19 protein-coding genes are annotated in these 23,427 nt (G+C 58.4%); 6 read left to right on the top strand and 13 right to left on the bottom strand.

The genetic code is table 11. The annotated features are described in order from the left end of the window. Window positions 1-64: 64 nt before the first annotated feature. From cysA to BJ885_RS10080, 8 genes are all read right to left on the bottom strand, one after another. Window positions 65-1,159: a sulfate/thiosulfate ABC transporter ATP-binding protein CysA gene (gene cysA, locus BJ885_RS10115; protein ID WP_004853015.1), complete on the bottom strand. Its 1,095-nt coding sequence runs from the start codon at window positions 1,157-1,159 to the stop codon at window positions 65-67. Then, complete coding sequence (cysW, locus tag BJ885_RS10110; RefSeq protein WP_023308733.1) at window positions 1,149-2,024, bottom strand: sulfate/thiosulfate ABC transporter permease CysW; 876 nt, start codon at window positions 2,022-2,024, stop codon at window positions 1,149-1,151. Before cysW ends, cysA begins: the two co-directional genes overlap by 11 nt. Beyond that, window positions 2,024-2,857 carry a sulfate/thiosulfate ABC transporter permease CysT gene (gene cysT, locus BJ885_RS10105; RefSeq protein ID WP_004123378.1) on the bottom strand — a complete coding sequence of 278 codons (834 nt, stop codon included), beginning with the start codon at window positions 2,855-2,857 and terminating at the stop codon, window positions 2,024-2,026. Before cysT ends, cysW begins: the two co-directional genes overlap by 1 nt. Further along, complete coding sequence (locus tag BJ885_RS10100; RefSeq protein WP_023308734.1) at window positions 2,857-3,870, bottom strand: sulfate ABC transporter substrate-binding protein; 1,014 nt, start codon at window positions 3,868-3,870, stop codon at window positions 2,857-2,859. The genes cysT and BJ885_RS10100 overlap by 1 nt, the downstream gene beginning before the upstream one ends. 172 nt (window positions 3,871-4,042) lie before the next feature. Continuing rightward, a complete protein-coding gene (locus BJ885_RS10095) occupies window positions 4,043-4,942 on the bottom strand; it encodes a Dyp-type peroxidase (protein WP_121931858.1) in 900 nt (299 codons plus the stop codon). 92 nt (window positions 4,943-5,034) lie between these two features. Continuing rightward, window positions 5,035-5,610 (bottom strand): RpoE-regulated lipoprotein, encoded by a 576-nt coding sequence (locus tag BJ885_RS10090; RefSeq protein ID WP_029739986.1) that lies wholly within the window; start codon window positions 5,608-5,610, stop codon window positions 5,035-5,037. 63 nt (window positions 5,611-5,673) lie between these two features. Beyond that, complete coding sequence (locus BJ885_RS10085; protein WP_029739985.1) at window positions 5,674-6,123, bottom strand: DUF2919 domain-containing protein; 450 nt, start codon at window positions 6,121-6,123, stop codon at window positions 5,674-5,676. Next, a complete protein-coding gene (locus tag BJ885_RS10080) occupies window positions 6,110-6,535 on the bottom strand; it encodes a GNAT family acetyltransferase (RefSeq protein ID WP_023308738.1) in 426 nt (141 codons plus the stop codon). The genes BJ885_RS10085 and BJ885_RS10080 overlap by 14 nt, the downstream gene beginning before the upstream one ends. A gap of 212 nt (window positions 6,536-6,747) precedes the next feature. Between BJ885_RS10080 and amiA the strand changes: the two genes are divergently transcribed. Next, entirely contained in the window at window positions 6,748-7,623 is an 876-nt protein-coding gene (gene amiA / locus BJ885_RS10070) for an N-acetylmuramoyl-L-alanine amidase AmiA (protein WP_023308739.1), read from the top strand. Further along, window positions 7,623-8,522, top strand: coding sequence for an oxygen-dependent coproporphyrinogen oxidase (gene hemF / locus BJ885_RS10065; RefSeq protein ID WP_121931857.1), 900 nt, complete (start codon window positions 7,623-7,625; stop codon window positions 8,520-8,522). The genes amiA and hemF overlap by 1 nt, the downstream gene beginning before the upstream one ends. A 56-nt stretch (window positions 8,523-8,578) precedes the next feature. On the opposite strand, the gene maeB is transcribed toward hemF, so the two are convergent. After that, window positions 8,579-10,858, bottom strand: coding sequence for an NADP-dependent oxaloacetate-decarboxylating malate dehydrogenase (gene maeB, locus BJ885_RS10060; protein ID WP_023308741.1), 2,280 nt, complete (start codon window positions 10,856-10,858; stop codon window positions 8,579-8,581). Between the two features lie 289 nt (window positions 10,859-11,147). Here maeB and tal point away from each other — a divergent pair, with 289 nt between their 5' ends. Further along, window positions 11,148-12,098: a transaldolase gene (gene tal / locus BJ885_RS10055; RefSeq protein ID WP_033146157.1), complete on the top strand. Its 951-nt coding sequence runs from the start codon at window positions 11,148-11,150 to the stop codon at window positions 12,096-12,098. A gap of 19 nt (window positions 12,099-12,117) precedes the next feature. Next, the gene (gene tkt / locus BJ885_RS10050) at window positions 12,118-14,106 is read left to right on the top strand and encodes a transketolase (protein WP_029739981.1); all 1,989 of its coding nucleotides are present in this window, start codon (window positions 12,118-12,120) and stop codon (window positions 14,104-14,106) included. A 96-nt stretch (window positions 14,107-14,202) separates the two neighbouring features. Here the strand turns inward: tkt and BJ885_RS10045 are convergent, their stop codons facing one another. From BJ885_RS10045 to aegA, 3 genes are all read right to left on the bottom strand, one after another. After that, entirely contained in the window at window positions 14,203-15,246 is a 1,044-nt protein-coding gene (locus BJ885_RS10045) for a DUF1176 domain-containing protein (RefSeq protein ID WP_023308744.1), read from the bottom strand. Between the two features lie 101 nt (window positions 15,247-15,347). After that, the gene (gene nudK / locus BJ885_RS10040) at window positions 15,348-15,941 is read right to left on the bottom strand and encodes a GDP-mannose pyrophosphatase NudK (protein ID WP_029739979.1); all 594 of its coding nucleotides are present in this window, start codon (window positions 15,939-15,941) and stop codon (window positions 15,348-15,350) included. Between the two features lie 66 nt (window positions 15,942-16,007). Beyond that, the gene (gene aegA, locus BJ885_RS10035; RefSeq protein WP_121931856.1) at window positions 16,008-17,984 is read right to left on the bottom strand and encodes a formate-dependent uric acid utilization protein AegA; all 1,977 of its coding nucleotides are present in this window, start codon (window positions 17,982-17,984) and stop codon (window positions 16,008-16,010) included. Window positions 17,985-18,136: 152 nt separating this feature from the next. On the opposite strand from aegA, the gene narQ reads away from it, so the two are divergent. Continuing rightward, window positions 18,137-19,831: a nitrate/nitrite two-component system sensor histidine kinase NarQ gene (gene narQ, locus BJ885_RS10025; protein ID WP_121931855.1), complete on the top strand. Its 1,695-nt coding sequence runs from the start codon at window positions 18,137-18,139 to the stop codon at window positions 19,829-19,831. A gap of 142 nt (window positions 19,832-19,973) precedes the next feature. Then, a complete protein-coding gene (gene acrD / locus BJ885_RS10020) occupies window positions 19,974-23,087 on the top strand; it encodes a multidrug efflux RND transporter permease AcrD (RefSeq protein ID WP_121931854.1) in 3,114 nt (1,037 codons plus the stop codon). A 109-nt stretch (window positions 23,088-23,196) separates the two neighbouring features. Here acrD and ypfM read toward each other — a convergent pair whose 3' ends face one another. Further along, window positions 23,197-23,256 (bottom strand): protein YpfM, encoded by a 60-nt coding sequence (gene ypfM, locus BJ885_RS10015; protein WP_015572204.1) that lies wholly within the window; start codon window positions 23,254-23,256, stop codon window positions 23,197-23,199. Window positions 23,257-23,427: the final 171 nt, after the last annotated feature.

Raw genomic sequence — 23,427 nt, 5'->3', positions numbered from 1 at the left:
CGCAGTGATAACTGTAGGCCCGGTCAGCGCAGCGCCACCGGGCGATAAACATCCTAATAACCTATCAGGCTGACTCCGCCAGAGCAATATCCTCGCGCGTCTCGATGCGCTCCTTCCCGTGATAAATACGGGCGTGCTGCAGCCCAACAAACAGGCGCTCGCCCCGGTGCGGCGGCACGTCGTCGCGCATGACAACGGTCAGCGGCTCGGTATACCAGCCCAGCGGCTGTACCACCAATTGGGTGTAGTGACCTTTAGGGCTAGCTTCCAGCACCTGTACCGGCAGCGGTGAATCCAGGCTGGTTCGGCGGCTCACGTCCACTTCCCACGGACGCAGGAACAGATCGACCGGCCCCTGATGCGCGGAGGTATAGCCCAGCGGCCAGCGGTGCGCGCCGACGTGGAACTGACCGCCGCGAATGGTACCCTGCAGACGGTTTACCTCGCCCATAAACTCCAGCACGAAGCGGGTCGCGGGTTCACGCCAGAGCTGCTCCGGCTCGTCAACCTGCTCAATGTTGCCCTGGCTCATGACCACCACGCGATCCGCAACTTCCATCGCCTCTTCCTGATCGTGGGTCACGAAGACGCTGGTGAATTTCAGCTCTTCATGCAGCTGGCGCAGCCAGCGGCGCAGCTCTTTACGCACCTGCGCGTCCAGCGCGCCGAAGGGTTCATCCAGCAGCAGAATTTGCGGCTCAACGGCCAGCGCGCGCGCCAGCGCCACGCGCTGCTTCTGACCGCCGGAAAGCTGGGCCGGGAAACGGTCCGCCAGATGCGCAAGCTGCACCATCTCCAGCAGTTTGGTCACTTTGGCTTTGATAGCCGCTGCATTTGGACGCTCGCGACGCGGCAGCACGGTCAGGCCAAACGCAATGTTGTCGAACACGGTCATGTGGCGGAACAGCGCGTAATGCTGGAATACAAATCCTACTTTACGATCGCGGGCATGCAGGCGGCTCACGTCGGTGCCGTGAAAGCGGATATGTCCGCTGGTCTGATGCTCAAGCCCGGCGATGATACGCAGCAGCGTGGTTTTACCCGAGCCAGACGGCCCCAGCAGCGCCACCATTTGTCCGGAAGGGATATCCAGCGAGATATCATTCAGCACCTGGGTGCGACCAAAAGACTTCTTAATATTGGCAATCTCAATGCTCATGATTTCCCTCCTGATGCTGACGTTTTTCCTGATTTTCTAAACGCCACTGCACCACACTCTTCAAAAACAGGGTCAAAATGGCCATCAGCGTCAGCAACGCTGCGGCAGTAAACGAGCCGATGGTGTTGTAGTCCTGCTGCAGCAGTTCAATCTGTAGCGGCAGCGACAGGGTTTCACCCCGGATGGAGCCGGAGACGACGGAAACGGCACCGAACTCACCGATCGCGCGGGCGTTGGTCAGTACCACGCCGTAAAGCAGCGCCCAGCGGATATTCGGCAGCGTCACGCGACGGAACATCTGCCAGCCTGACGCGCCCAGCAGCACCGCCGCTTCGTCTTCGTTGCTCCCCTGGCTTAACATCACCGGCACCAGCTCACGCACCACAAACGGACAGGTCACGAAGATGGTGACCAGCACCATGCCCGGCCAGGCGAACATGATCTGCAGGTTATGCTCGTCCAGCCAGCCGCCCAACGGACCGTTCGAGCCGTAAAATAGAAGGTACACCAGACCCGCCACCACCGGCGATACGGCGAAAGGAATGTCCAGAAGGGTCAGCAGCAGCTGACGTCCCGGGAAGTTAAAGCGCGTCACCAGCCAGGCCAACAGGGTCCCGAACACGAGGTTCACCGGCACGGTGATCAACGCAATCAGCACGGTCAGCCAGATGGCATGCAGCATATCCGGGTTCGCCAGGTTTTCCAGCGCGGGCATCAGGCCCTTGCTGAACGCCTGAACGAAGATATAAACCGTCGGCACGACGAGAATGAGGGCGGAAACCAGCACGCCCGCCCCAATCAGAAACCATTTACCCCAGTTGATGCGGGGTGCATCGTATCGCTTCAATTGCGTAACTTCCGCCATCAGTGACCTACCACACGTCGACCAAAGCGACTTTGCAGAGTGTTAATCGAGTACAGCAGCAGCAGCGAGGCCGCCAGGATCACCGAGGCAATTGCGCTCGCCGCCGGATAATCAAACTCCTGCAAACGGATGAAAATCATCAGCGAGGTGACTTCTGTTTTCCAGGCGATGTTCCCGGCGATAAAAATCACCGCGCCGAACTCACCGAGGCTGCGGGTAAACGACAGCGCAACACCCGCCATCAGCGCCGGAGACAGCTCCGGCAGAACCACCTTGCGGAAGCTCTGCCAGCGAGTGGCGCCCAGCGTTTCCGCCGCTTCTTCGTATTCCGGGCCCAACTCTTCCAGCACCGGCTGCACGGTACGGACCACAAACGGGATACTGGTAAAGGCCATCGCCACCGCGATACCGAGCCAGGTGTAGGTCACTTTAATGTCAAATTTCGCCAGCCACTCGCCGTACAGCCCGTTCACGGAGAAGAGCGACGCGAGGGTTAAGCCCGCCACCGCCGTCGGCAGCGCAAACGGCAGATCCATCAGGGCGTCAAGCAGCGTGCGGCCCGGGAAGCGATAGCGGGTTAAGATCCACGCCATCAGCAGGCCAAACACGCCGTTAAAAATGGAGGCGACAAACGCCGACAGCAGCGTCACCTTATAGGCCGCCACCACCTGCGGGTTGGTGACCACGTCCCAGTACTGCGCCCAGCTCATCTGAGCAAGCTGCATCACCAGCGCGCTGAGCGGCAACAGCAGGATCAGGCAGACGAACAGCAGGCTGGTCCCGAGGCTTAAGGTAAAGCCCGGCAGCACGCGTTTTGTCGAAACTGCAAACATTACTTATGCCCCGCCGCCAGCAGTTTGTCTAACTCACCGCCGCTGGCAAAATGCGTTTTCATCACATCAGGCCAGGAGCCGAAATGATCTTCCACGCGGAACAAATCGGTCTGCGGGAACTTATCTTTCAGCTTGTTCATTACGTCCGGGTTGTTCACGCGGTAGTAGTAATCGGTAATGATGGTCTGCGCCTGCGGGCTGTACAGGTAGTTGAGATAGGCTTTTGCCGCTTTCTCGGTACCGTTTGCCTGCACGTTTTTATCCACCCACGCCACCGGGAATTCGGCCAGGATGTTGGTTTTCGGGATAACGACCTCGAAGCCCTGCGCTTCGTACTGTTTACGGATGTTATTCACTTCCGATTCGAAGCTGATGAGCACATCGCCGAGACCGCGTTCTGCGAAGGTCGTGGTCGCCCCGCGGCCGCCGGTATCAAACACTTCGACGTTTTTCAGGAACTGGGTCATGAACTGCTCGGTTTTGGCTTTATCGTTACCGTCAGCCTTGTCCGCCGCGCCCCACGCCGCTAAATAGGTATAACGCGCGTTACCGGAAGTTTTTGGGTTCGGGAAAATCAGCTTCACGTCGGAACGCACCAGGTCGCTCCAGTCATGGATATTCTTCGGGTTGCCCTTACGCACCAGGAAGCCCATGGTGGAATAGAACGGCGAGCTGTTGTTCGGCAGTCGGCTCTGCCAGTCCGCCGGGATCAGCTTGCCTTTGTCGTGCAGGATCTGGACGTCAGTCACCTGGTTGTAGGTCACCACATCCGCCTTCAGGCCCTGCAAAATCGCCAGCGCCTGCTTGGACGACCCGGCGTGGGACTGCTTGATGGTCAGCTTGTCGCCGTTATTGTCTTTTGCCCACTGCTGTTCGAACGGTGGATTAAGGGCGGCAAACAGCTCGCGGGAGACGTCATACGAACTGTTTAACAGTTCAGTCGCCTGCGCCTGTGCCACCAGCAGTAAACCTGCCAGCGCCAGAGTTCCTTTTTTCAGTACAGTAACGGCCATTGCGCACCCTTATAAATGTGATGACTATCTTATAGTCATAATATTTATAACGGGGATGAAAGGAGTAACGGTTTTATATACCGTTTGGTGATTTAGAAGCAGAAAAGGGAATAAGGATGAGGCCTGATGCCCTCACCCCAGCCCTCTCCCGCAGGGAGAGGGAGAAAGGACATTACAGCGCCAGCAGACGCTCAACGGACGGCGCAAAGTAGTAGCCGCCGGTCACCGGTTTGGTGAAGCGCAGCATGGCGTCGCGCTTGCCGTCGGTATCGCCGAACATGCTCAGCAGCTGCTGCTCAATGTTATGCAGGCGCGCGCAGTAGGCGCAGAAGTAAAGGCCGTGCGTGCCGCTTGCCGTGCCGTACGGCAGGCTCTGGCGAACAATCTTCAGCCCTTTACCGTCTTCCTTCAGGTCAACGCGGGTCAGGTGAGAGGTAACGGGACGGTCGTCGCCGTCGATCTCTTCGTTGGCTTCTTTAGTACGACCAATCATCATCTCCTGGTCGTGCACGCTCATGCGGTTAAGCTGCTTGAGGTTGTGCTCCCAGCGCTGCACGAACACGTAGCTGCCGCCCGCGTCCACGCCGTCTTTGATCACCGCCACGTCGCGACGCGTCTCTTCACCCGCCGGGTTTTCGGTGCCGTCGACGAAGCCGCTCAGATCGCGCTCTTCCACCCAGCGGAAGCCGTGAACCTCTTCCTGTACCTCAATGCTGTCGCCAAAGGCCGCTACTGCCGCCTGGGCAACGGAGAAATTTACGTCGTGACGCAGGGAGAGAATGTGGACCAGCACGTCGTACTGGGTTGCCGGAGCCAGACCTTTGCCGTAAGGGATGAAGTCTTTCAGCTCTTCCGCCCCTTCGCCACCGCTCAGATGACGCCAGACGTTATTGCCAAAGGCAACAACGGCGCCGAGGTGGGCTTCCGGGAATTTGGCCTGGAAGGTCGCCAGCTTATCAACAAACGCTTTACTGGCCGCACGCAGGGCATCCACGTCCCCTTTAACATTGGCTTCAATCCAAATCGCCGCGCGGCAATGTTCTGGCAAAATGCCACTCTGAACCTGAGACATCGCTCCTCCTGAAATAAAGATGCCACGTCAGCGTGGCATTGATGGCGGCTATTATACCCGGATTTCAGCGAGGCGGTTTGTTCAGGCGCAAATTACTGCTTCCAGAGTATTTTGCTCACTTTCCAGCTCTTAAGCGTATCGTCGGACGGCATCAGTCCTTCCGGGCCGCTCCAGGTTCCGGTGAAGACATAGCTGATGTGCTGGCTGCCTTCAGCCTTACATTCCACCGCGACCTTGTCGTCAGACGGCACGCTGGTGCAGTTGCCAAAGGCCTGCTTATAAAGCTCGCTAAACGGCGTTCCCACCTTTACACCGCTCGCCGTCGGGATATCTTCATCCATCACGGCAATTCGGTTTACCGTGCCTTTGTCACCGTTGATCACCAGCGCCAGCTTGTCGCCCTTCAGCGCTTCGTAATAGCGAACAATATTGCCATTCTCCGTTTTCATGCCGCTGCGCAGGCGGTAATCGCCGCTGAGCGCATCCTGAATAGCATTCTGATCCAGCGCCGTCGCGGCGGTAATTTTCCCCACGCCCTGCTCGGTCACTTCCGTTGATGAGCCAAACCAGTTCCACGGATACGCGGCGGACCAGTTAATGGAGGAGAGCGTCGAACAGCCGGTCAACGCCAGCGGGAGAGCGCATAAAAGTAAACGCAGCGATTTCATTGAAACGTCCTTTCTTGTTAAATCAACGCTTGTTGGAGTGCGACATCGGCAAAAAGTGCCGGATTAATCATCCTGATGCGCAAAACAGGCGCGAAGACGCGGGTTGGTCAGCAGCCACAGCAGGGCCACAATATCGGCAACCACCAGCGCAACGCCGGTGCCCGTCAGCGGTTCACCGTACCACCAGAGTACCGGCTGCCAGAAGAGCAGCGCAACCTGGGCGAGGATCAGCAGCCAGCGAAGCGCGCGCCAAAAGCGTGGTATCAAATGCCGCCGTCCGCTGACCAAAAAAGCCAGTACGGCCGGAATGCCCGGCAGTAATCCGATCCAGAATGCATCGTGATCGGGATAGAAGAGATTCAGCAGCGTATCGCCCTGCCCGCGCGACGCTCCGGCCATTACAAAAAGCACCCAGGTGCGGGCCTGGAGCAGCAGAACGCACCAGAATAAAAAGGGCAGCCTGACGCGGCCCTGCGCGTCATAGTCTGCCGGGTGGATCTCAGTACTCTTCATCTTCGATCAGACGCTTTCCTAAACTCAGCACGTCGGAATGCTCGTAGCCCAGACGCTCATACATGCCCAGCACCACGTCGTTATCTTCCCGCACCATGATCTGGATTTTCGGGCAGCCGCGGGCGATCAGCTTCTTCTCGAGCCGGTTCAGCAGCGCATTGGCGATGCCGCGGCCACGGTATTCCGGGTGGACGCCCAGATAATAGGCCGAGCCGCGGTGGCCGTCGTAACCGCCCATTACCGTCCCCACAACCTCACCGTTGACTTCCGCGACCAGAAACAGACTGACGTCGTGATTCACCTTACGTTCGATATCCATTTCCGGATCGTTCCACGGACGCAGCAGATCGCAGCGCTCCCAAAGGGTGATCACCTCTTCGAAATCTTCCTGGCGAAAAACGCGTATCTCCATGGTATTAACCGCCTTTTCGGGTTTAAAAACAGTGATTATGGCGCGAAGCTCGCCTTTCGCCAATAACCGGGGAAAATCTCGCCAAAATTTGGCATAATGTCACTTTGTCACGTATTGAAATGAAAAGTAAAACAATTCTCAATATGGACTGTCGTAACGGGAAACACGATACGATATAACACCAAGACCCCATTTTTTAGTATTCAGGCCGCATGAGCACATTCAAACCATTAAAAGCACTCACATCGCGTCGTCAGGTTCTCAAAGCGGGGCTGGCGGCCTTAACGTTAACGGGCATCGCAAAGCAGGCTCAGGCGAAAGACGAGAGCACGCTCAAAACCAGTAACGGACACAGCAAACCGAAAACCAAAAAGCCGGGCGCGAAGCGTCTGGTGATGCTCGATCCGGGCCACGGCGGTATTGATACCGGCGCTATCGGCAAAAACGGGTCGAAAGAAAAACACGTCGTGCTGGCAATTGCAAAAAACGTGCGCGCAATTTTACGCAGCAACGGCATTGACGCCCGTCTGACGCGCTCTGGCGACACCTTTATTCCGCTGTATGACCGCGTTGAGATCGCCCACCAGCACGGTGCGGATCTGTTTATGTCGATTCACGCCGACGGCTTTACCAACCCTTCTGCGGCCGGCGCCTCGGTGTTTGCGCTTTCCAACCGTGGCGCCAGTAGCGCCATGGCAAAATACCTCTCCGACCGCGAAAACCGGGCGGATGAAGTCGCCGGGAAGAAAGCCACTGACAAAGACCACCTGTTACAGCAGGTGCTGTTCGACCTCGTGCAGACGGATACGATCAAAAACAGCCTGACGCTCGGCTCGCATATTCTGAAGAAGATTAAGCCGGTGCATCGTCTGCACAGCAAAGGCACCGAGCAGGCGGCGTTCGTGGTGCTGAAGTCACCGTCCATCCCGTCCGTGCTGGTGGAAACGTCCTTCATTACCAACCCGGAAGAAGAGCGGCTCCTCGGCACCACGGCGTTTCGCCAGAAGATCGCCAACGCCATCGCCTCCGGCATTATCAGTTACTTCAACTGGTTCGATAACCAAAAAGCGCACTCCAGGAAACGTTGATGAAACCCGATGCTCAACTGGTCAAAACCTTCCTGCTGCAGCTGCAGGATGAAATCTGCCAGAAACTGGCTGCCGCAGACGGCGGTGAATTTCAGGAAGATAACTGGCAGCGCGAGGCCGGGGGCGGCGGGCGCAGCCGGGTGCTGCGAAACGGCGGCATCTTCGAACAGGCGGGCGTGAATTTTTCCCACGTTCACGGCGACGCCATGCCCGCGTCTGCGACGGCACATCGTCCTGAACTCGCGGGCCGCAGCTTCGAGGCGATGGGCGTTTCGCTGGTAGTGCACCCGCATAACCCGTTTGTGCCCACCAGCCACGCCAACGTGCGCTTTTTCATTGCGGAAAAACCGGGCGCCGACCCGGTCTGGTGGTTCGGCGGCGGTTTCGATTTAACGCCCTACTACGGCTTCGAAGAGGATGCCGTGCACTGGCACACCACCGCACGGGACCTTTGTCTGCCGTTTGGCGAAGACGTCTACCCGAAATTCAAAAAGTGGTGCGATGACTACTTTTACCTGAAGCACCGCGACGAGCAGCGCGGCATCGGCGGACTGTTCTTTGACGATCTCAACACGCCTGATTTTGATACCGCGTTCAGCTTTATGCGCGCGGTAGGCGAAGGCTATACCGACGCCTATGTGCCGATTGTCGAGCGTCGTAAAAATACCTACTACGGCGTGCGCGAGCGTGAGTTCCAGCTCTACCGCCGCGGGCGCTACGTGGAGTTCAACCTGGTGTGGGATCGCGGGACGCTGTTCGGCCTGCAGACCGGCGGGCGCACGGAGTCGATTCTGATGTCGATGCCGCCGCTGGTGCGCTGGGAGTACTGCTACGAGCCAAAAGAAGGCAGCCCGGAGGCTGCCTTGCGTGAGTTTATTCAGGTTCGGGACTGGGTGTAGCCCTCCCCTCACCCCGGCCCTCTCCCTTTGGGAGAGGGTTAGGGTGAGGGTAAAAATTACAGCGGCTGCGTCTGCGCCTCAACCACCGCCAGCGCCACCATGTTCACGATACGACGCACGGAGGCAATCGGCGTTAACACATGCACCGGTTTCGCCACGCCCATCAGTACCGGTCCTACGGTCACCCCTTCAGAGCTGGAGACGCGCAGCAGGTTATAGCTGATACGCGCCGCTTCCACGTTCGGCATAATCAGTATATTCGCCGATCCCTTCAGCGGGCTGTCCGGCATACGTTCGTTACGAATGCTCTCCACCAGCGCGGCATCGCCGTGCATTTCCCCGTCAATCATCAGCTCCGGCGCACGCTCGCGCACCAGCTCCAGCGTCTGGCGCATTTTGCAGGCCGCCGCGGATTTAGACGAACCAAAGTTAGAGTGCGACAGCAGCGCCACCTTCGGCTCAATACCAAAGCGACGCACGGTCTCGGCGGCCATCACGGTGATCTCCGCCAGCTCGTCCGGGGTCGGATCGTCGTTAACGTAGGTATCCGCAATAAAGGTGTTGCCGCTTGGCAGCAGCAGCGCGTTCATCGCCCCGGCGGTATGGACGCCGTCGCGATAGCCGAAGATCTCCTGCACCACGCTAAAGTGCTCGTGGTAATCGCCGATGGTGCCGCAGATCAGCGCATCCGCCTCGCCGCGATGAACCATGATCGCGCCGATCACCGTCGTGTTGCTGATGACGGCTTTCTGCGCCTGCTCCTGGGTGATCCCCCGGCGCTTCATGATCGCGTAGTATTCGCTCCAGTACTCTTTGAAGCGCGGATCGGATTCGTTGTTAACGATCTCGAAGTCGACGCCCGGCTTAATCTGCAGGCCCAGCTTCTGGATACGCATTTCAATCACGCTCGGACGACCAATCAGGATCGGTTTCGCCAGGCCTAAGGTGATCAGCTCCTGGGTGGCGTGCAGCACGCGCGCCTCTTCCCCTTCCGCCAGCACCACGCGCTTCGCATCGGCGCGCGCCTGGGAGAAGATCGGCTTCATGAACAGGTTCGTTTTGTAGACGAACTCGGTGAGCTTATCGACGTACGCGTCGAAATCATGAATCGGACGCGTCGCCACGCCGGAGTCCATCGCCGCTTTGGCAACGGCTGGCGCAATTTTGACAATCAGGCGCGGGTCGAACGGTTTGGGAATGATGTAGTCCGGTCCGAAGCTCAGATCCTGATCGCCGTACGCAGACGCGACCACTTCACTCTGCTCGGCGTGCGCCAGCTCCGCGATAGCGTGAACGGCGGCAAGCTTCATCTCTTCGTTGATCGCCGTTGCGCCGACGTCCAGCGCGCCGCGGAAGATGAACGGGAAGCAGAGCACGTTGTTGACCTGGTTCGGGTAGTCCGAACGGCCGGTACAGATGATGGCGTCTTCACGCACCGCTTTCGCCAGCGGCGGCAGGATTTCGGGCTCAGGGTTCGCCAGGGCCAGGATCATTGGCGCACGCGCCATCTTCTTCACCATCTCCTGGGTCAGCACTTTCGGACCCGAGCAGCCGAGGAAGATATCCGCGCCGTCAATCACGTCGTCCAGGGTGCGTTTACCGTCGTCGTCGACCGCGTACGCCGCTTTGGTTTCCGCCATGTTCGGCTCGCGGTCTTTATAGATAACGCCTTTGGAGTCGCAGACCACAATGTTGTGTTTCTGCATACCCAGCGCCACCAGCAGGTTCATACAGGCGATGGCCGCGGCGCCTGCGCCAGAGACCACCATGCGCACGTCGGAGAGATTTTTCTCGACCACGCGCAGGCCGTTGAGAATCGCGGCGGTGCTGATAATCGCGGTGCCGTGCTGGTCATCGTGGAACACGGGAATGTTCATACGCTCGCGCAGCTTCTGCTCGATATAGAAACATTCCGGCGCTTTGATGTCTTCCAGGTTGATCCCGCCGAAGGTCGGCTCCAGCGCGGCCACCACGTTGATGAATTTGTCAGGATCGAGTTCATCCACCTCGATGTCGAACACGTCGATACCGGCGAATTTCTTGAACAGTACCCCCTTCCCTTCCATCACCGGCTTACCGGCCAGCGCGCCGATGTTGCCCAGCCCCAGCACCGCCGTGCCGTTAGAGATCACGGCGACAAGGTTGCCGCGCGCGGTGTATTTGTAGGCCGCCAGCGGGTCTTTTTCGATTTCCAGACACGGTGCAGCCACGCCCGGCGAATAGGCCAGCGCCAGATCGCGCTGGGTTGCCAGCGGCTTGGTTGGGGAGACCTGGATTTTCCCCGGGACAGGAAACTCGTGAAAATCGAGGGCACTCTGTTTCAACTGCTCATCCATCTTATTTTTCCTTTCACGTATCGGTCAAAAGGGTGACGTAAGCGATCCTGATGCACACCCTGGTGTGCCGCCTAGTATCGCCTCAGGCCGCCTCCTAAACTTTGAAGGCAGCCAAACTCTCACCATCACACATTAAAAATTGTTATCAATTTATAACAGCCATGTTACCCGTCTCAAAAGCAATGCCTCCCCCGTCTGCTATGCTTTTTTGTTAAGTCCATCATGATTTTTCCAGAAGTGTGAACTAACGCACTCATCTAACTCTTTTATTTCCAAGGAGTAATCATTTATGAACCAGCTAGACGGCATCAAAAAATTCACCACCGTGGTTGCAGACAGCGGCGATATCGAGTCGATTCGCCACTATCAGCCGGAGGACGCGACCACTAACCCTTCGCTACTGCTCAAAGCCGCAGGGCTTGCCCATTTTAGCCATCTGATTGATGACGCCATTGCCTACGGTAAACAGCGCGGAAAAACGCAGGAGCAGCAGGTCGCCGAAGCCAGCGACAAGCTGGCGGTTAATTTTGGTGCGGAAATTCTTAAAAGCATCCCGGGCCGCGTCTCGACCGAAGTCGACGCCCGCCTCTCGTTCGATAAAGAAAAGAGCATTAATAAGGCGCGTCGCCTGGTGGAACTGTACGAGGAACAGGGGATCGATAAATCACGCATTCTGATCAAGCTGGCGTCCACCTGGGAAGGCATCCGCGCGGCAGAGGTGCTGGAGAAAGAGGGCATCCACTGCAACCTGACCCTACTGTTCTCGTTTGCCCAGGCGCGCGCCTGCGCTGAAGCGGGCGTGTTCCTCGTCTCGCCGTTTGTCGGGCGCATCTACGACTGGTATCAGGCGAAACAGCCGATGGATCCATACGTGGTGGATGAGGATCCGGGCGTGAAATCGGTCCGTAATATCTACGACTACTACAAACAGCACCGCTACGAAACCATCGTGATGGGGGCCAGCTTCCGCCGTACCGAGCAGATCCTCGCCCTGGCAGGCTGCGACCGTCTGACCATCTCCCCTAACCTGCTCCAGGAGCTACAGGACAAAGAAGAAACGGTGATCCGCAAGCTGGTGCCGACCTCCACCGTTCTGCCAAAACCGAAAGCCATGACCGAAGCGGAGTTCCGCTGGGAGCACAATCAGGACGCCATGGCCGTGGAAAAACTGGCGGACGGCATCCGCCAGTTCGCCGTCGACCAGCGCAAACTTGAAGATCTTCTCGCCGCCAAACTTTAACCTTGCCACGGAGTGAACTATGTCCCGTAAAGAGCTAGCCAATGCCATTCGCGCCCTCAGCATGGACGCCGTGCAAAAAGCCAATTCCGGCCACCCCGGCGCGCCGATGGGCATGGCTGATATTGCCGAAGTGCTGTGGAACGACTTTCTGAAGCACAACCCCAATGACCCCACCTGGTACGATCGCGACCGCTTTATTCTCTCCAACGGTCACGCCTCAATGCTGCTCTACAGCCTGCTGCACCTTTCCGGCTACGATCTGCCGCTTGAGGAGCTGAAAAACTTCCGCCAGCTGCACTCCAAAACGCCGGGGCACCCTGAGATTGGCTATACGCCGGGCGTGGAAACGACGACCGGGCCGCTCGGTCAGGGGCTGGCCAATGCGGTTGGGCTGGCAATTGCCGAACGCACGCTGGCGGCGCAGTTTAATCAGCCGGACCACGAGATTGTCGACCACTATACCTACGTGTTTATGGGTGACGGCTGCCTGATGGAGGGGATTTCCCATGAGGTCTGCTCCCTGGCGGGCACGCTGGGGCTCGGCAAGCTGATTGGCTTCTACGATCACAACGGCATCTCCATCGACGGGGAGACCGAAGGCTGGTTTACCGACGACACGGCAAAACGCTTTGAAGCCTATCACTGGCACGTGGTGCACGAGATCGACGGCCACGACCCTGAAGCGGTGAAAAAAGCGATTCAGGAAGCGCAGAGCGTGAAGGATAAACCGTCCCTGATTATCTGCCGCACGGTCATCGGCTTCGGCTCACCGAACAAGGCGGGCAAAGAGGAGGCGCACGGCGCGGCGCTGGGCGAGGAGGAAGTCGCGCTGACCCGGCAAAAGCTGGGGTGGAAACATCCACCGTTTGAGATCCCGAAAGAGATCTACAGAGCCTGGGATGCCCGTGAGGCGGGTGAAAAGGCCCAGCAGTCCTGGAACGAGAAGTTTGCTGCCTACAAAAAAGCGCACCCGGATCTCGCCGCCGAGTTTTCCCGCCGCATGAGCGGCGGCCTGCCGGAGGACTGGGACGATAGAACCCAGGCGCTGATTGAAAACCTGCAGTCCAACCCGGCGAAGATCGCCACCCGTAAGGCGTCGCAAAATACCCTGAACGCAATCGGCCCTCTCCTGCCCGAACTGCTCGGCGGCTCGGCGGATCTCGCACCGAGTAACCTGACCATCTGGTCGGGCTCCAAATCGCTCAAAGAGGACATTGCCGGGAACTACATCCACTACGGCGTGCGCGAGTTCGGCATGACCGCTATTGCCAACGGCATCGCCCATCACGGCGGGTTTGTGCCGTACACCGCCACCTTCCTGATGTTCGTCGAGTATGCCCGCAACGCGGCGCGCATGGCGGCCTTAATGAAGGCGCGGCAGATTATGGTCTACACCCATGACTCCATCGGACTTGGGGAAGACGGGCCTACGCACCAGGCGGTTGAACAGCTGGCGAGCCTGCGCCTGACGCCGAACTTCAGCACCTGGCGTCCGTGCGATCAGGTCGAAGCGGCGGTGGGCTGGAAGCTGGCGGTGGAACGCCACAACGGACCAACGGCACTGATTCTGTCACGCCAGAACCTGGCGCAGATTGAGCGAACCCCGGAGCAGGTGAAAAACATCGCCCGCGGCGGCTACATCCTGAAGGACAGCGGCGGCAAGCCGGACGTGATCCTGATTGCGACCGGTTCCGAGGTGGAAATCACGGTGAAAGCGGCGGAGAAACTGACCGCCGAAGGCCACGCGGTGCGCGTGGTGTCCCTGCCCTCAACGGACATTTTCGACGCCCAGGACGAGGCGTACCGGGAATCGGTCCTGCCGTCCAGCGTCGCGGCTCGCGTGGCGGTGGAGGCCGGTATTGCCGACTACTGGTACAAATATGTCGGGCTCAAAGGGGCGATTGTCGGCATGCGGGGCTACGGTGAATCCGCCCCTGCCGATAAGCTGTTCCCGTACTTCGGCTTTACCGTTGAGAACGTGGTGGAGAAGGCGCTGAGCGTGATCTAGTGCGGTCTGCGTTGCCGGGTGGCGGCTACGCCTTACCCGGCCTACAAAACCGCCAAACCGTAGCCCGGGTAAGCAACAGCGCCACCCGGCTTAAAACTACCGCGTGATCCACAGCGTGGGCCAGGCATCTGGCCCGTTCCAGTTGTCGCAGCTGGGCTCCTCAGCGTAGCGCACCAGGCGGAAACGCTGGCCGTCAAAACGCCAGCGCGTCTGGATCCCGCAATCACCCAAACCGCGCCCCAGCGCGAGCGTTGTCAGCTCGCGCGTCTTTTCATCGAAGCTGGCGTTCATCAACTCCATTTCGCTCCCGTCGCCTGACGGCGTAAACGGCAGACGCAGCCTGACGCTGCGCGCGGTGAACGGTTTTTTACGCGATACCAGCCACGCCAGATCGACCGTGTTATAGGCCCCCGCCTCGCAGCTGACGATCAGCAGCGCTTTGTCATCGGTTAACGCGGTGACGCGCACTTCCCGGCGGTTAGGATCCAGCGAGCACTGGCTTGCGTTCATCCGCCCGGTACCATAGTCCAGCAGGTCGTTCAGTTCGGCGTGAGAGAGCGGCGTCGGGGTCGGATTGACGACCGCCACCTTTTTAAGGGCAGGAGCAGGCGGAACGCTTAACGGCGGATCGTCACCTTTCTTGATCCATGCGGTTTCGCTGCCGACGCGCTTTTGCTGCGCATCAATGAACAGCAGCGCGGCTTTCAGACCGCTCAGTGAAATAACCTGCTTACCGTCGCGCAGGGTCAGGGCCTTCCCTTCCTGGATGTTTTTCAGAAAGGCGGTGATGGTGGCCGCATCGTCCGTTTTAAGATGCCAGGGCGTGAGCTGCCAGCGCTGTTTGTCCAGCTTCAGGGGAACGTTATCCAGCAGCAGCCGGGGGGCAATCTCTGGCTCTTTGACCGAGGGCGCATCAAGACCGCCGAGATCGATACGCAGCGTGGCGTCCGTTTTCGCCCCGGCACTACGGGTGAGCGTCATGACCAGACCACGGTGTTCACCGGTATTGCGTGCGAGGCAAAAATTCTGGTTATTGCAGGTTACCTGCCAGTCGGAGAAGGCTTGCTGGGCAGGTGCTGCCCGCACCTGCGGCGCGAGGAGCACACAAAACAGGTAAAACAAAAAGACGCTGTAGCGCATGAATGACACAATCCCGGAACGAAAACGCTTAACTGGGCAGTATCTTCGTGTTCCCGCCGGGGTTGCTCAATCGGATTTATCAGATATACCCGAAAAACACGCTACTTCCGTTCGAAATCAGCGTTCATCAGCCCGGTTGTCTGTAAATACTGCAGTAATATCACCGCTTTACCATCCCTGATTTCGCCTGAACGCATCATCTCCAGCGCCCGGGCAAAAGGAAGCTCCAGCACTTCGATATCTTCATCCTCCACGCCACCGCCGCGGTGAGTGCGCTGCGCGTCGCTGTATTCCGCGATGAAGAAATGCACAATTTCCGTTACGCCGCCCGGCGACATAAACAGCTCGAAGACCTTTTTGACCTCGCCCACTTCGAAGCCGGTTTCTTCCACGGCCTCTTTGCGGATACAAACTTCCGGCTCATCATCATCGAGCAGGCCCGCGCAGGTTTCAATCAAACGTCCGTCAGGGTTGCCATTAACCCATGTCGCCACCCTGAACTGACGGATCAGCACCACGCTCTGCTTTTCACGGTTATAGAGCAGAATGGTTGCCCCGTTGCCGCGGTCGTAGACCTCGCGTTTGTGGCGGATAACCTCACCGTTGTTACGCGTAAGGTCATAGGTGATGTTACGCAGGACAAAGTAGTTTTCAGAGAGAATTTTGTCTTTGATAACGTCAATTTTCAGGGTCATACGGGCTCCACAACACAATGAGTCGTCCTATACTACGCCGTGAATCCCGCTTTGTCGCCCGCCGGTTTAATGATGATTTGGCGCGTTAACCCCAAGCCAGTCGAGTATCCCCTGCGCCGCATGACGCCCTTCCGCCATTGCGGTCACCACCAGATCCGCACCGCGTACCGCATCGCCCCCGGCGAAGATCTGTGGGTTAGTCGTCTGATAACGGTAGCGGCTCTCGACCGAAGCAACGATCCGCCCCCGGTCATCCGTTTCGACACCCTGCGCCTGCAGCCACGGCATCGCGTGCGGGTTAAAACCAAACGCCATGATGACCGCATCAGCGGCCATCACGAACTCGCTGCCCGCTACCGGAACGGGCCGACGCCGTCCCTGCGCGTCCGGTTCACCGAGCTCGGTACGCAGCATCCGGATACCGTTGACCTTTCCGTCAGGATCCAGCGTCAGCTCAACCGGCTGAACGTTAAATTCAAACGCCGCGCCCTCTTCTCGGGCGTTCTTCACCTCTTTCTTCGAGCCCGGCATATTAGCCTCATCCCGACGATAGGCGCAGGTTACCTTCGCCGCGCCGTGGCGTAACGCGGTGCGGACGCAGTCCATCGCGGTATCGCCCCCGCCAAGCACCACCACGTTTAAGCCATGGGTGTCGATGAACGGTTCGCTGGCCGTCGCCTCCAGCCCCATAACGTGCCGCGTGTTGCCCACCAGGAAAGGCAGCGCGTCATAGACTCCAGGCGCGTCCTCGTGCGGTATGCCCGCCTTCATCGAGCGATAGGTTCCCACGCCAATAAACAGGGCGTCGTAATCGTGCTTTAACTGCGACATCGACACGTCCTGGCCCACCTCGCAGTTCAGCTCGAAGCGGATCCCCATCGCGGTAAATATCTCTCTGCGGTGCGCGAGCAACGATTTGTCCAGCTTGAATGCCGGGATGCCAAAGGTCAGCAATCCGCCAATTTCCGGATGCCGGTCATAGACCGTCACACTCGCGCCGCTGCGCGCCAGCACGTCGGCACACGCCAGCCCGGCGGGCCCCGCGCCGACGATCGCAACACGTTTACCTGTCGGCGTGACGGCGGACATATCCGGCCGCCAGCCCATCGCCAGCGCCCGATCGGAGATATAGCGCTCGATGTTACCGATGGTTACGGATCCCGCCTCTTCACGTATTGTGCAGGCACCCTCGCATAATCGGTCCTGCGGACAGACGCGGCCGGTAATTTCAGGTAAACAGTTGGTCTGATGAGAAAGCTCGACCGCGCCGGCGATGTCCCCCGCGTTGAGGCGCTCGATCCACTGCGGGATGTGGTTATGCAGCGGGCAGGTCCATTCGCAAATGCTGTGCTCGCCGCATTTCAGGCAGCGCGACGCCTCGCGGGCGGCCTGCTCGGCCCGGAACGGCAGGTAAATTTCATTAAAATGGCCCACGCGTTCTGCGGCAGCGAGTTTATCGGGCTCGCCGCGCGGCGGGGTTGTTTGCATCTGCTGCAGTTTGGTGCGCGAAGCGTCTTCTCTGACGGCTTCCGCGTGCCAGGGCTGCGCCTCCAGGCAGGCCGTGCGCTGTCGGCGCGATTTCGCCAGAGTATCAAGGACAACAGGCGTCGCCAGTGACAGAACACCTGCCGGGCAATTTTCGATACAGGCCGGGCCGTGTGGTCGCGTCAGACAGAGATCGCATTTATTCGCCGAGGCCTTCACGCCGCCGCTGTCGAGCGGGGTGACGATAATCTCCATCGTGCCAAACGGGCAGGCCACCACGCAGGCCTTACAGCCGATGCATTTTTGTTGATTCACCTGTACGCTGTCATCGCATTTGCTGATGGCGCCGTTCGGGCAGCTTTGCGCGCAGGGCGCGTTTTCACAGTGATGGCAGGTGACGGGGCTACTCTTCTCGCCGGCTCGCAGGACCGTAATACGGGGATGAAAATGGCGCTCGCTCAGGACGTGCTGCTCATCGTTGTGCGCCATCACGCAGGCCACTTCGCAGGCGCGACACCCGATGCACTGCTGGCTGTTAGCCATAATAAAACGATTCATAACCACACCTGTTTTTGGTTCAATAACCTTATTCTTTGTATGAATATGGTATTTACGCATCACGGCGCGATCGGGCAATGTTCAAATGCCCGGAATGCCGAATTATTTACAGTGAACCTGTAGCAGATCAATTTTATTCAGAGAGCCGTTCTGTGACCGTCAAACGACCCGTTTCCGGAAGCCTTGCCTGGGCTTTCTTTTCGATAATTGTCTTATCGGTGCTGACCAGCACCGTCGCGCTGCTGACGCTTGCCAGCAGCCAGCGTGACGCCGAAGCTATTAATATCGCGGGTTCGCTGCGCATGCAGAGCTATCGTCTGGGCTACGAGATGCAGCGCAACAGCCCTTCCCTTGCCGCGCATCGCGACAGCTGGCAACAGACGCTGAACGCGCCTGCCCTGCAGAAGCTAAACCGCTGGTACGTCCCGGACGATGTAAAAGCGCGCTACCAGCAGCTCCACGTGGCCTGGCTGGAAATGGATGCGCACATCGCCCGTGGCGACAGCGCGTGGTATCAAACCCACATTGAGGATTTTGTCGGCCGCATTGATGCCTTTGTGCTCGCCCTTCAGCACTACACCGAACATAAAATTCAGACGGTGACCCTGCTCTCGCTGGCGGGTGCTCTCGGGATCCTGCTGCTGACGCTGTTTACCCTGCGACGCATCCGTCGCCAGGTGGTATTGCCGCTTAACAATCTGGTGGCGGCCAGCGAACGGGTTGAGCGTGGCGAATTTACAACCCCGGCGCCGGATACCGCCCTGCCGAACGAGCTGGGCCAACTCTCCCGCGCCTTCAACCACATGTCCGCCGAGCTGGCTACGCTCTACCGTTCGCTCGAAGCCTCGGTCGCGGAAAAGACGCGGCATTTGCATGAAGCCCACCAGCAGCTCGACATGCTGTTCAAATGCTCTCAGGCGCTGAATACCGGCCAGATAGACAGCCACTGCTTTCGGCATATCCTGCAGATTGTCCATGACTATACGCAGATGAATTATCTCGAACTGCGCACCAGCGACGACTGGCGGCTGTCTGAAGGGACGGAGTCACATGGCATTCCTCTGCAGCACCTGCCGGTACTGATGCAGGACACCCTTTATGGCGAGCTGCGCTGGCAAAGCGAGACGGACAGCGTTCCCCTTCCGCTGATGAGAAGCGTGGCAACCATGCTCGGGCGCGGGCTGTACTTTAACCAGGCGCAAAAACATTACCAGCAGCTGCTGCTGATGGAAGAGCGCGCCACCATTGCCCGCGAGCTGCACGATTCGCTGGCGCAGGTGCTGTCGTATCTGCGCATTCAGCTTGCGCTGCTTAAACGCGCCGTGCCCGAGGAAAATATCCCGGCGCAGACCATCATCACCGACTTCTCCCGCGAGCTGAACAATGCCTGGCAGCAGCTTCGCGAGCTGCTCACCACCTTCCGCCTGACGCTGAACCACGCGAACTTACCCGCAGCGCTGCAGGAGTCCCTCGACGTCCTGCAGAGCCAGACGCAGGCGAAGCTGCATCTCGACTGCCGTCTTTCCTCGCTGGCGCTGGACGCGCAAAAGCAGGTGCATTTGCTGCAGATCGTGCGTGAGGCCGTGCTGAACGCCATTAAGCATGCGCAGGCCAGCGAGATCACCGTAAGCTGCATGACCGCATCGGACGGTACGCACAGCGTCAGCATTCGTGACAACGGCATCGGGATTGGCGAAGCCAGCGAGCCGCCGGGACACTACGGGCTGAACATTATGCGCGAACGCGCGCAACGGCTCGGCGGGATACTGCACTTCTCGCAGCCGCAAAACGGCGGCACGCTGGTCAGCGTGACGTTCCCGGCGCCCGCGCCGTTAACGGGTAAATAACGGTAAATGAAGACGCGCAGGAAAAAGCGCATGATAATTTACATTATCTCCTTTATTTCTCCACGTTTGACCTGGGCCTTACCGCTAAAGTTATGCGGGCAATAAACAATAATGACGTGCAGCAAAACGAGGTCACTCTTTCATGGCGAATTTTTTCATCGATCGCCCCATTTTTGCCTGGGTGCTTGCCATCCTGTTGTGTCTGACAGGTGTCCTGGCGATTACTTCACTTCCTGTTGAGCAATACCCCGATCTGGCACCGCCTAACGTGCGCGTAACAGCAAACTACCCCGGCGCTTCCGCACAAACGCTGGAAAACACCGTGACGCAGGTTATCGAGCAGAACATGACGGGTCTGGATAACCTGATGTACATGTCCTCGCAAAGTAGCGCCACGGGTCAGGCGACGGTTACCCTGAGCTTTAAGGCGGGCACCGACCCGGACGAAGCGGTGCAGCAGGTGCAAAACCAGCTGCAGTCGGCCATGCGCAAGCTGCCCCAGGCGGTGCAGAATCAGGGCGTGACCGTGCGTAAAACCGGTGATACCAACATTTTGACCATCGCGTTTGTCTCGACAGATGGCTCGATGGATAAACAGGACATTGCGGACTACGTCGCCAGTAATATTCAGGATCCCATCAGCCGTATTAACGGCGTCGGCGATATCGACGCCTACGGCTCACAATACTCAATGCGCATCTGGCTCGACCCCAACAAGCTGAACAGCGTCCAGATGACGGCAACCGACGTGACGAATGCCATCAAGGCCCAGAACGCCCAGATTGCGGTGGGACAGCTGGGGGGAACGCCGTCCGTCGATAAGCAGGCCCTGAACGCCACCATCAATTCACAATCCCTGCTGCAGACGCCGGACCAGTTCCGCAACATCACCCTGCGCGTGAATCAGGATGGGTCGGAAGTGCGTCTGGGCGATGTCGCCACGGTGGAAATGGGGGCGGAAAAATACGACTACCTGAGCCGCTTTAACGGTAATCAGGCCTCCGGTCTGGGGATAAAGCTTGCCTCCGGCGCAAACGAAATGGCCACGGCGAAACTGGTGCTGGACCGTCTGGACGAGCTTTCCCAGTATTTCCCGCACGGGCTGGAGTACAAAGTCGCCTATGAAACGACCTCCTTCGTTAAAGCGTCGATCGAGGACGTGGTGAAAACCCTGCTGGAAGCCATCGCGCTGGTGTTCCTGGTGATGTACCTGTTCCTGCAAAACTTCCGCGCGACGCTGATCCCAACCATTGCCGTGCCGGTGGTGCTGCTGGGGACCTTTGCGGTGCTTTACGCGTTCGGGTACAGCATTAACACCCTGACGATGTTTGCGATGGTGCTGGCGATTGGCCTTCTGGTGGATGATGCCATCGTGGTGGTCGAAAACGTCGAGCGCATCATGAGCGAAGAAGGACTCTCCCCGCGCCAGGCGACGCGCAAATCCATGGGGCAAATTCAGGGGGCGCTAGTCGGTATTGCGATGGTGCTGTTGGCCGTCTTTATCCCGATGGCCTTCTTTGGCGGCACCACCGGCGCGATTTACCGTCAGTTCTCAATAACCATCGTCTCGGCGATGGTGCTCTCCGTGCTGGTGGCGCTGATCCTCACCCCTGCGCTGTGCGCCACCATTCTGAAACCGCTGCACAAAGGGGAGCAGCACGGGCAAAAAGGGTTCTTCGGCTGGTTTAACCGGATGTTCAACCGCAATGCCGCGCGATATGAATCTGCCGTCGGTGGCGTGCTCCATCGCAGCCTGCGCTGGATGATGATTTACGTTGTGCTGCTGGGCGGCATGGTCTGGCTGTTTATGCATCTCCCCACCTCGTTCCTGCCTATGGAAGACCGGGGAATGTTCACCACCTCGGTGCAGCTCCCGAGCGGCGCAACGCAGCAGCAGACGCTGAAAGTGGTCCAGAAAGTGGAGCAGTACTTCTTCACCAAAGAGAAAGATAACGTTGTGTCGGTCTTCTCCACCGTGGGCTCTGGCCCGGGCGGAAACGGGCAGAACGTCGCCCGCATGTTCGTCCGCCTGAAGGACTGGGACGAGCGCGATACCAAAACCGGAACGTCATTCGCCATCATTGAACGCGCGACCAAAGCCTTTGCGCATATTAAAGAGGCGCGCGTCTTCGCCAGCAGCCCGCCGGCGATAAGCGGCCTGGGCAGTTCCGCCGGGTTTGACATGGAGCTGCAGGATCACGCCGGGGCGGGCCACACGGCGCTGATGGCGGCACGCGATAAGCTGCTAGCGCTGGCGGGCAACGATCCAGGCCTGACCCGCGTTCGCCATAACGGTCTTGACGACAGCCCGCAGCTGCAGGTGGATATCGACCAGCGTAAGGCGCAGGCGCTGGGCGTCTCGATCAACGATATCAACGACACCCTGCAAACGGCGTGGGGCTCGAGCTATGTGAATGACTTTATGGATCGCGGCCGCGTGAAAAAAGTGTATGTCCAGTCCGCCGCGCCGTTCCGCATGCTGCCGGATGATATTAACCGCTGGTTTGTCAGGAATAACGCTGGCGGCATGGTGCCGTTCTCCGCGTTTGCCACCTCGCACTGGGAGAGCGGCTCGCCGCGTCTGGAGCGCTATAACGGCTACTCTGCGGTTGAAATCGTCGGGGAAGCCGCGCCGGGCGTCAGTACCGGTACCGCCATGGATACCATGGAAAAACTGGTGCAGCAGCTGCCCGCCGGTTTTGGTCTGGAGTGGACGGCCATGTCCTACCAGGAGCGTCTCTCCGGGGCACAGGCTCCCGCACTTTACGCGCTCTCTCTGCTGGTGGTCTTCCTCTGCCTTGCCGCACTGTATGAAAGCTGGTCAGTCCCGTTCTCCGTCATGCTGGTCGTGCCGCTTGGGGTTATCGGTGCGCTGCTCGCGACCTGGATGCGCGGCCTCGAGAACGATGTTTACTTCCAGGTGGGTCTGCTCACCGTAATTGGGCTATCGGCGAAAAACGCCATTCTGATCGTTGAATTTGCCAACGAGATGAATGCCAAAGGCCACGAGCTGATGGCCGCCACGCTGCACGCCTGCCGTCAGCGCTTACGTCCCATCCTGATGACGTCGCTGGCGTTTGTCTTTGGCGTACTGCCGATGGCAACCAGTACGGGCGCAGGCTCCAGCAGCCAGCATGCCGTCGGAACGGGGGTGATGGGCGGCATGATTTCGGCCACCGTTCTGGCCATTTACTTCGTGCCGCTGTTCTTTGTGCTGGTGCGTCGCCGCTTCCCGTTAAAGGAACGCGCTGAGTAAGTGATTGAAATAAAAAAAGGCGGCTTTATCGGCCGCCTTTTTATTGTGTGATTAATTCACACTATGGTTATTTTACTTATTTTAGTGCTCTTGCAATTCTTACTGAATGTCATTTACGAAGCATGCCTTCGATAAAATCTTTCCAGTTCCCCAGTTCACGTTCAATCATAACAACCTCTCTTATTATTATGCGCATTCTACAAAAACGGACCATCATTGTGAAGACTATTTAACCAATTGCTGTGATTGTACCCCACGTCCTACGGGGATTTATGATAAATATGAACGGAGAGGCCTCAATTTTTTGTGACGGCTAGCAATATTTTGAAATAACCCTCCA

Source organism: Enterobacter sp. WP_7_1, assembly GCF_003688535.1.
Taxonomy (GTDB): domain Bacteria; phylum Pseudomonadota; class Gammaproteobacteria; order Enterobacterales; family Enterobacteriaceae; genus Enterobacter; species Enterobacter asburiae.
This window is presented reverse-complemented; position numbering and strand designations above follow the sequence as displayed.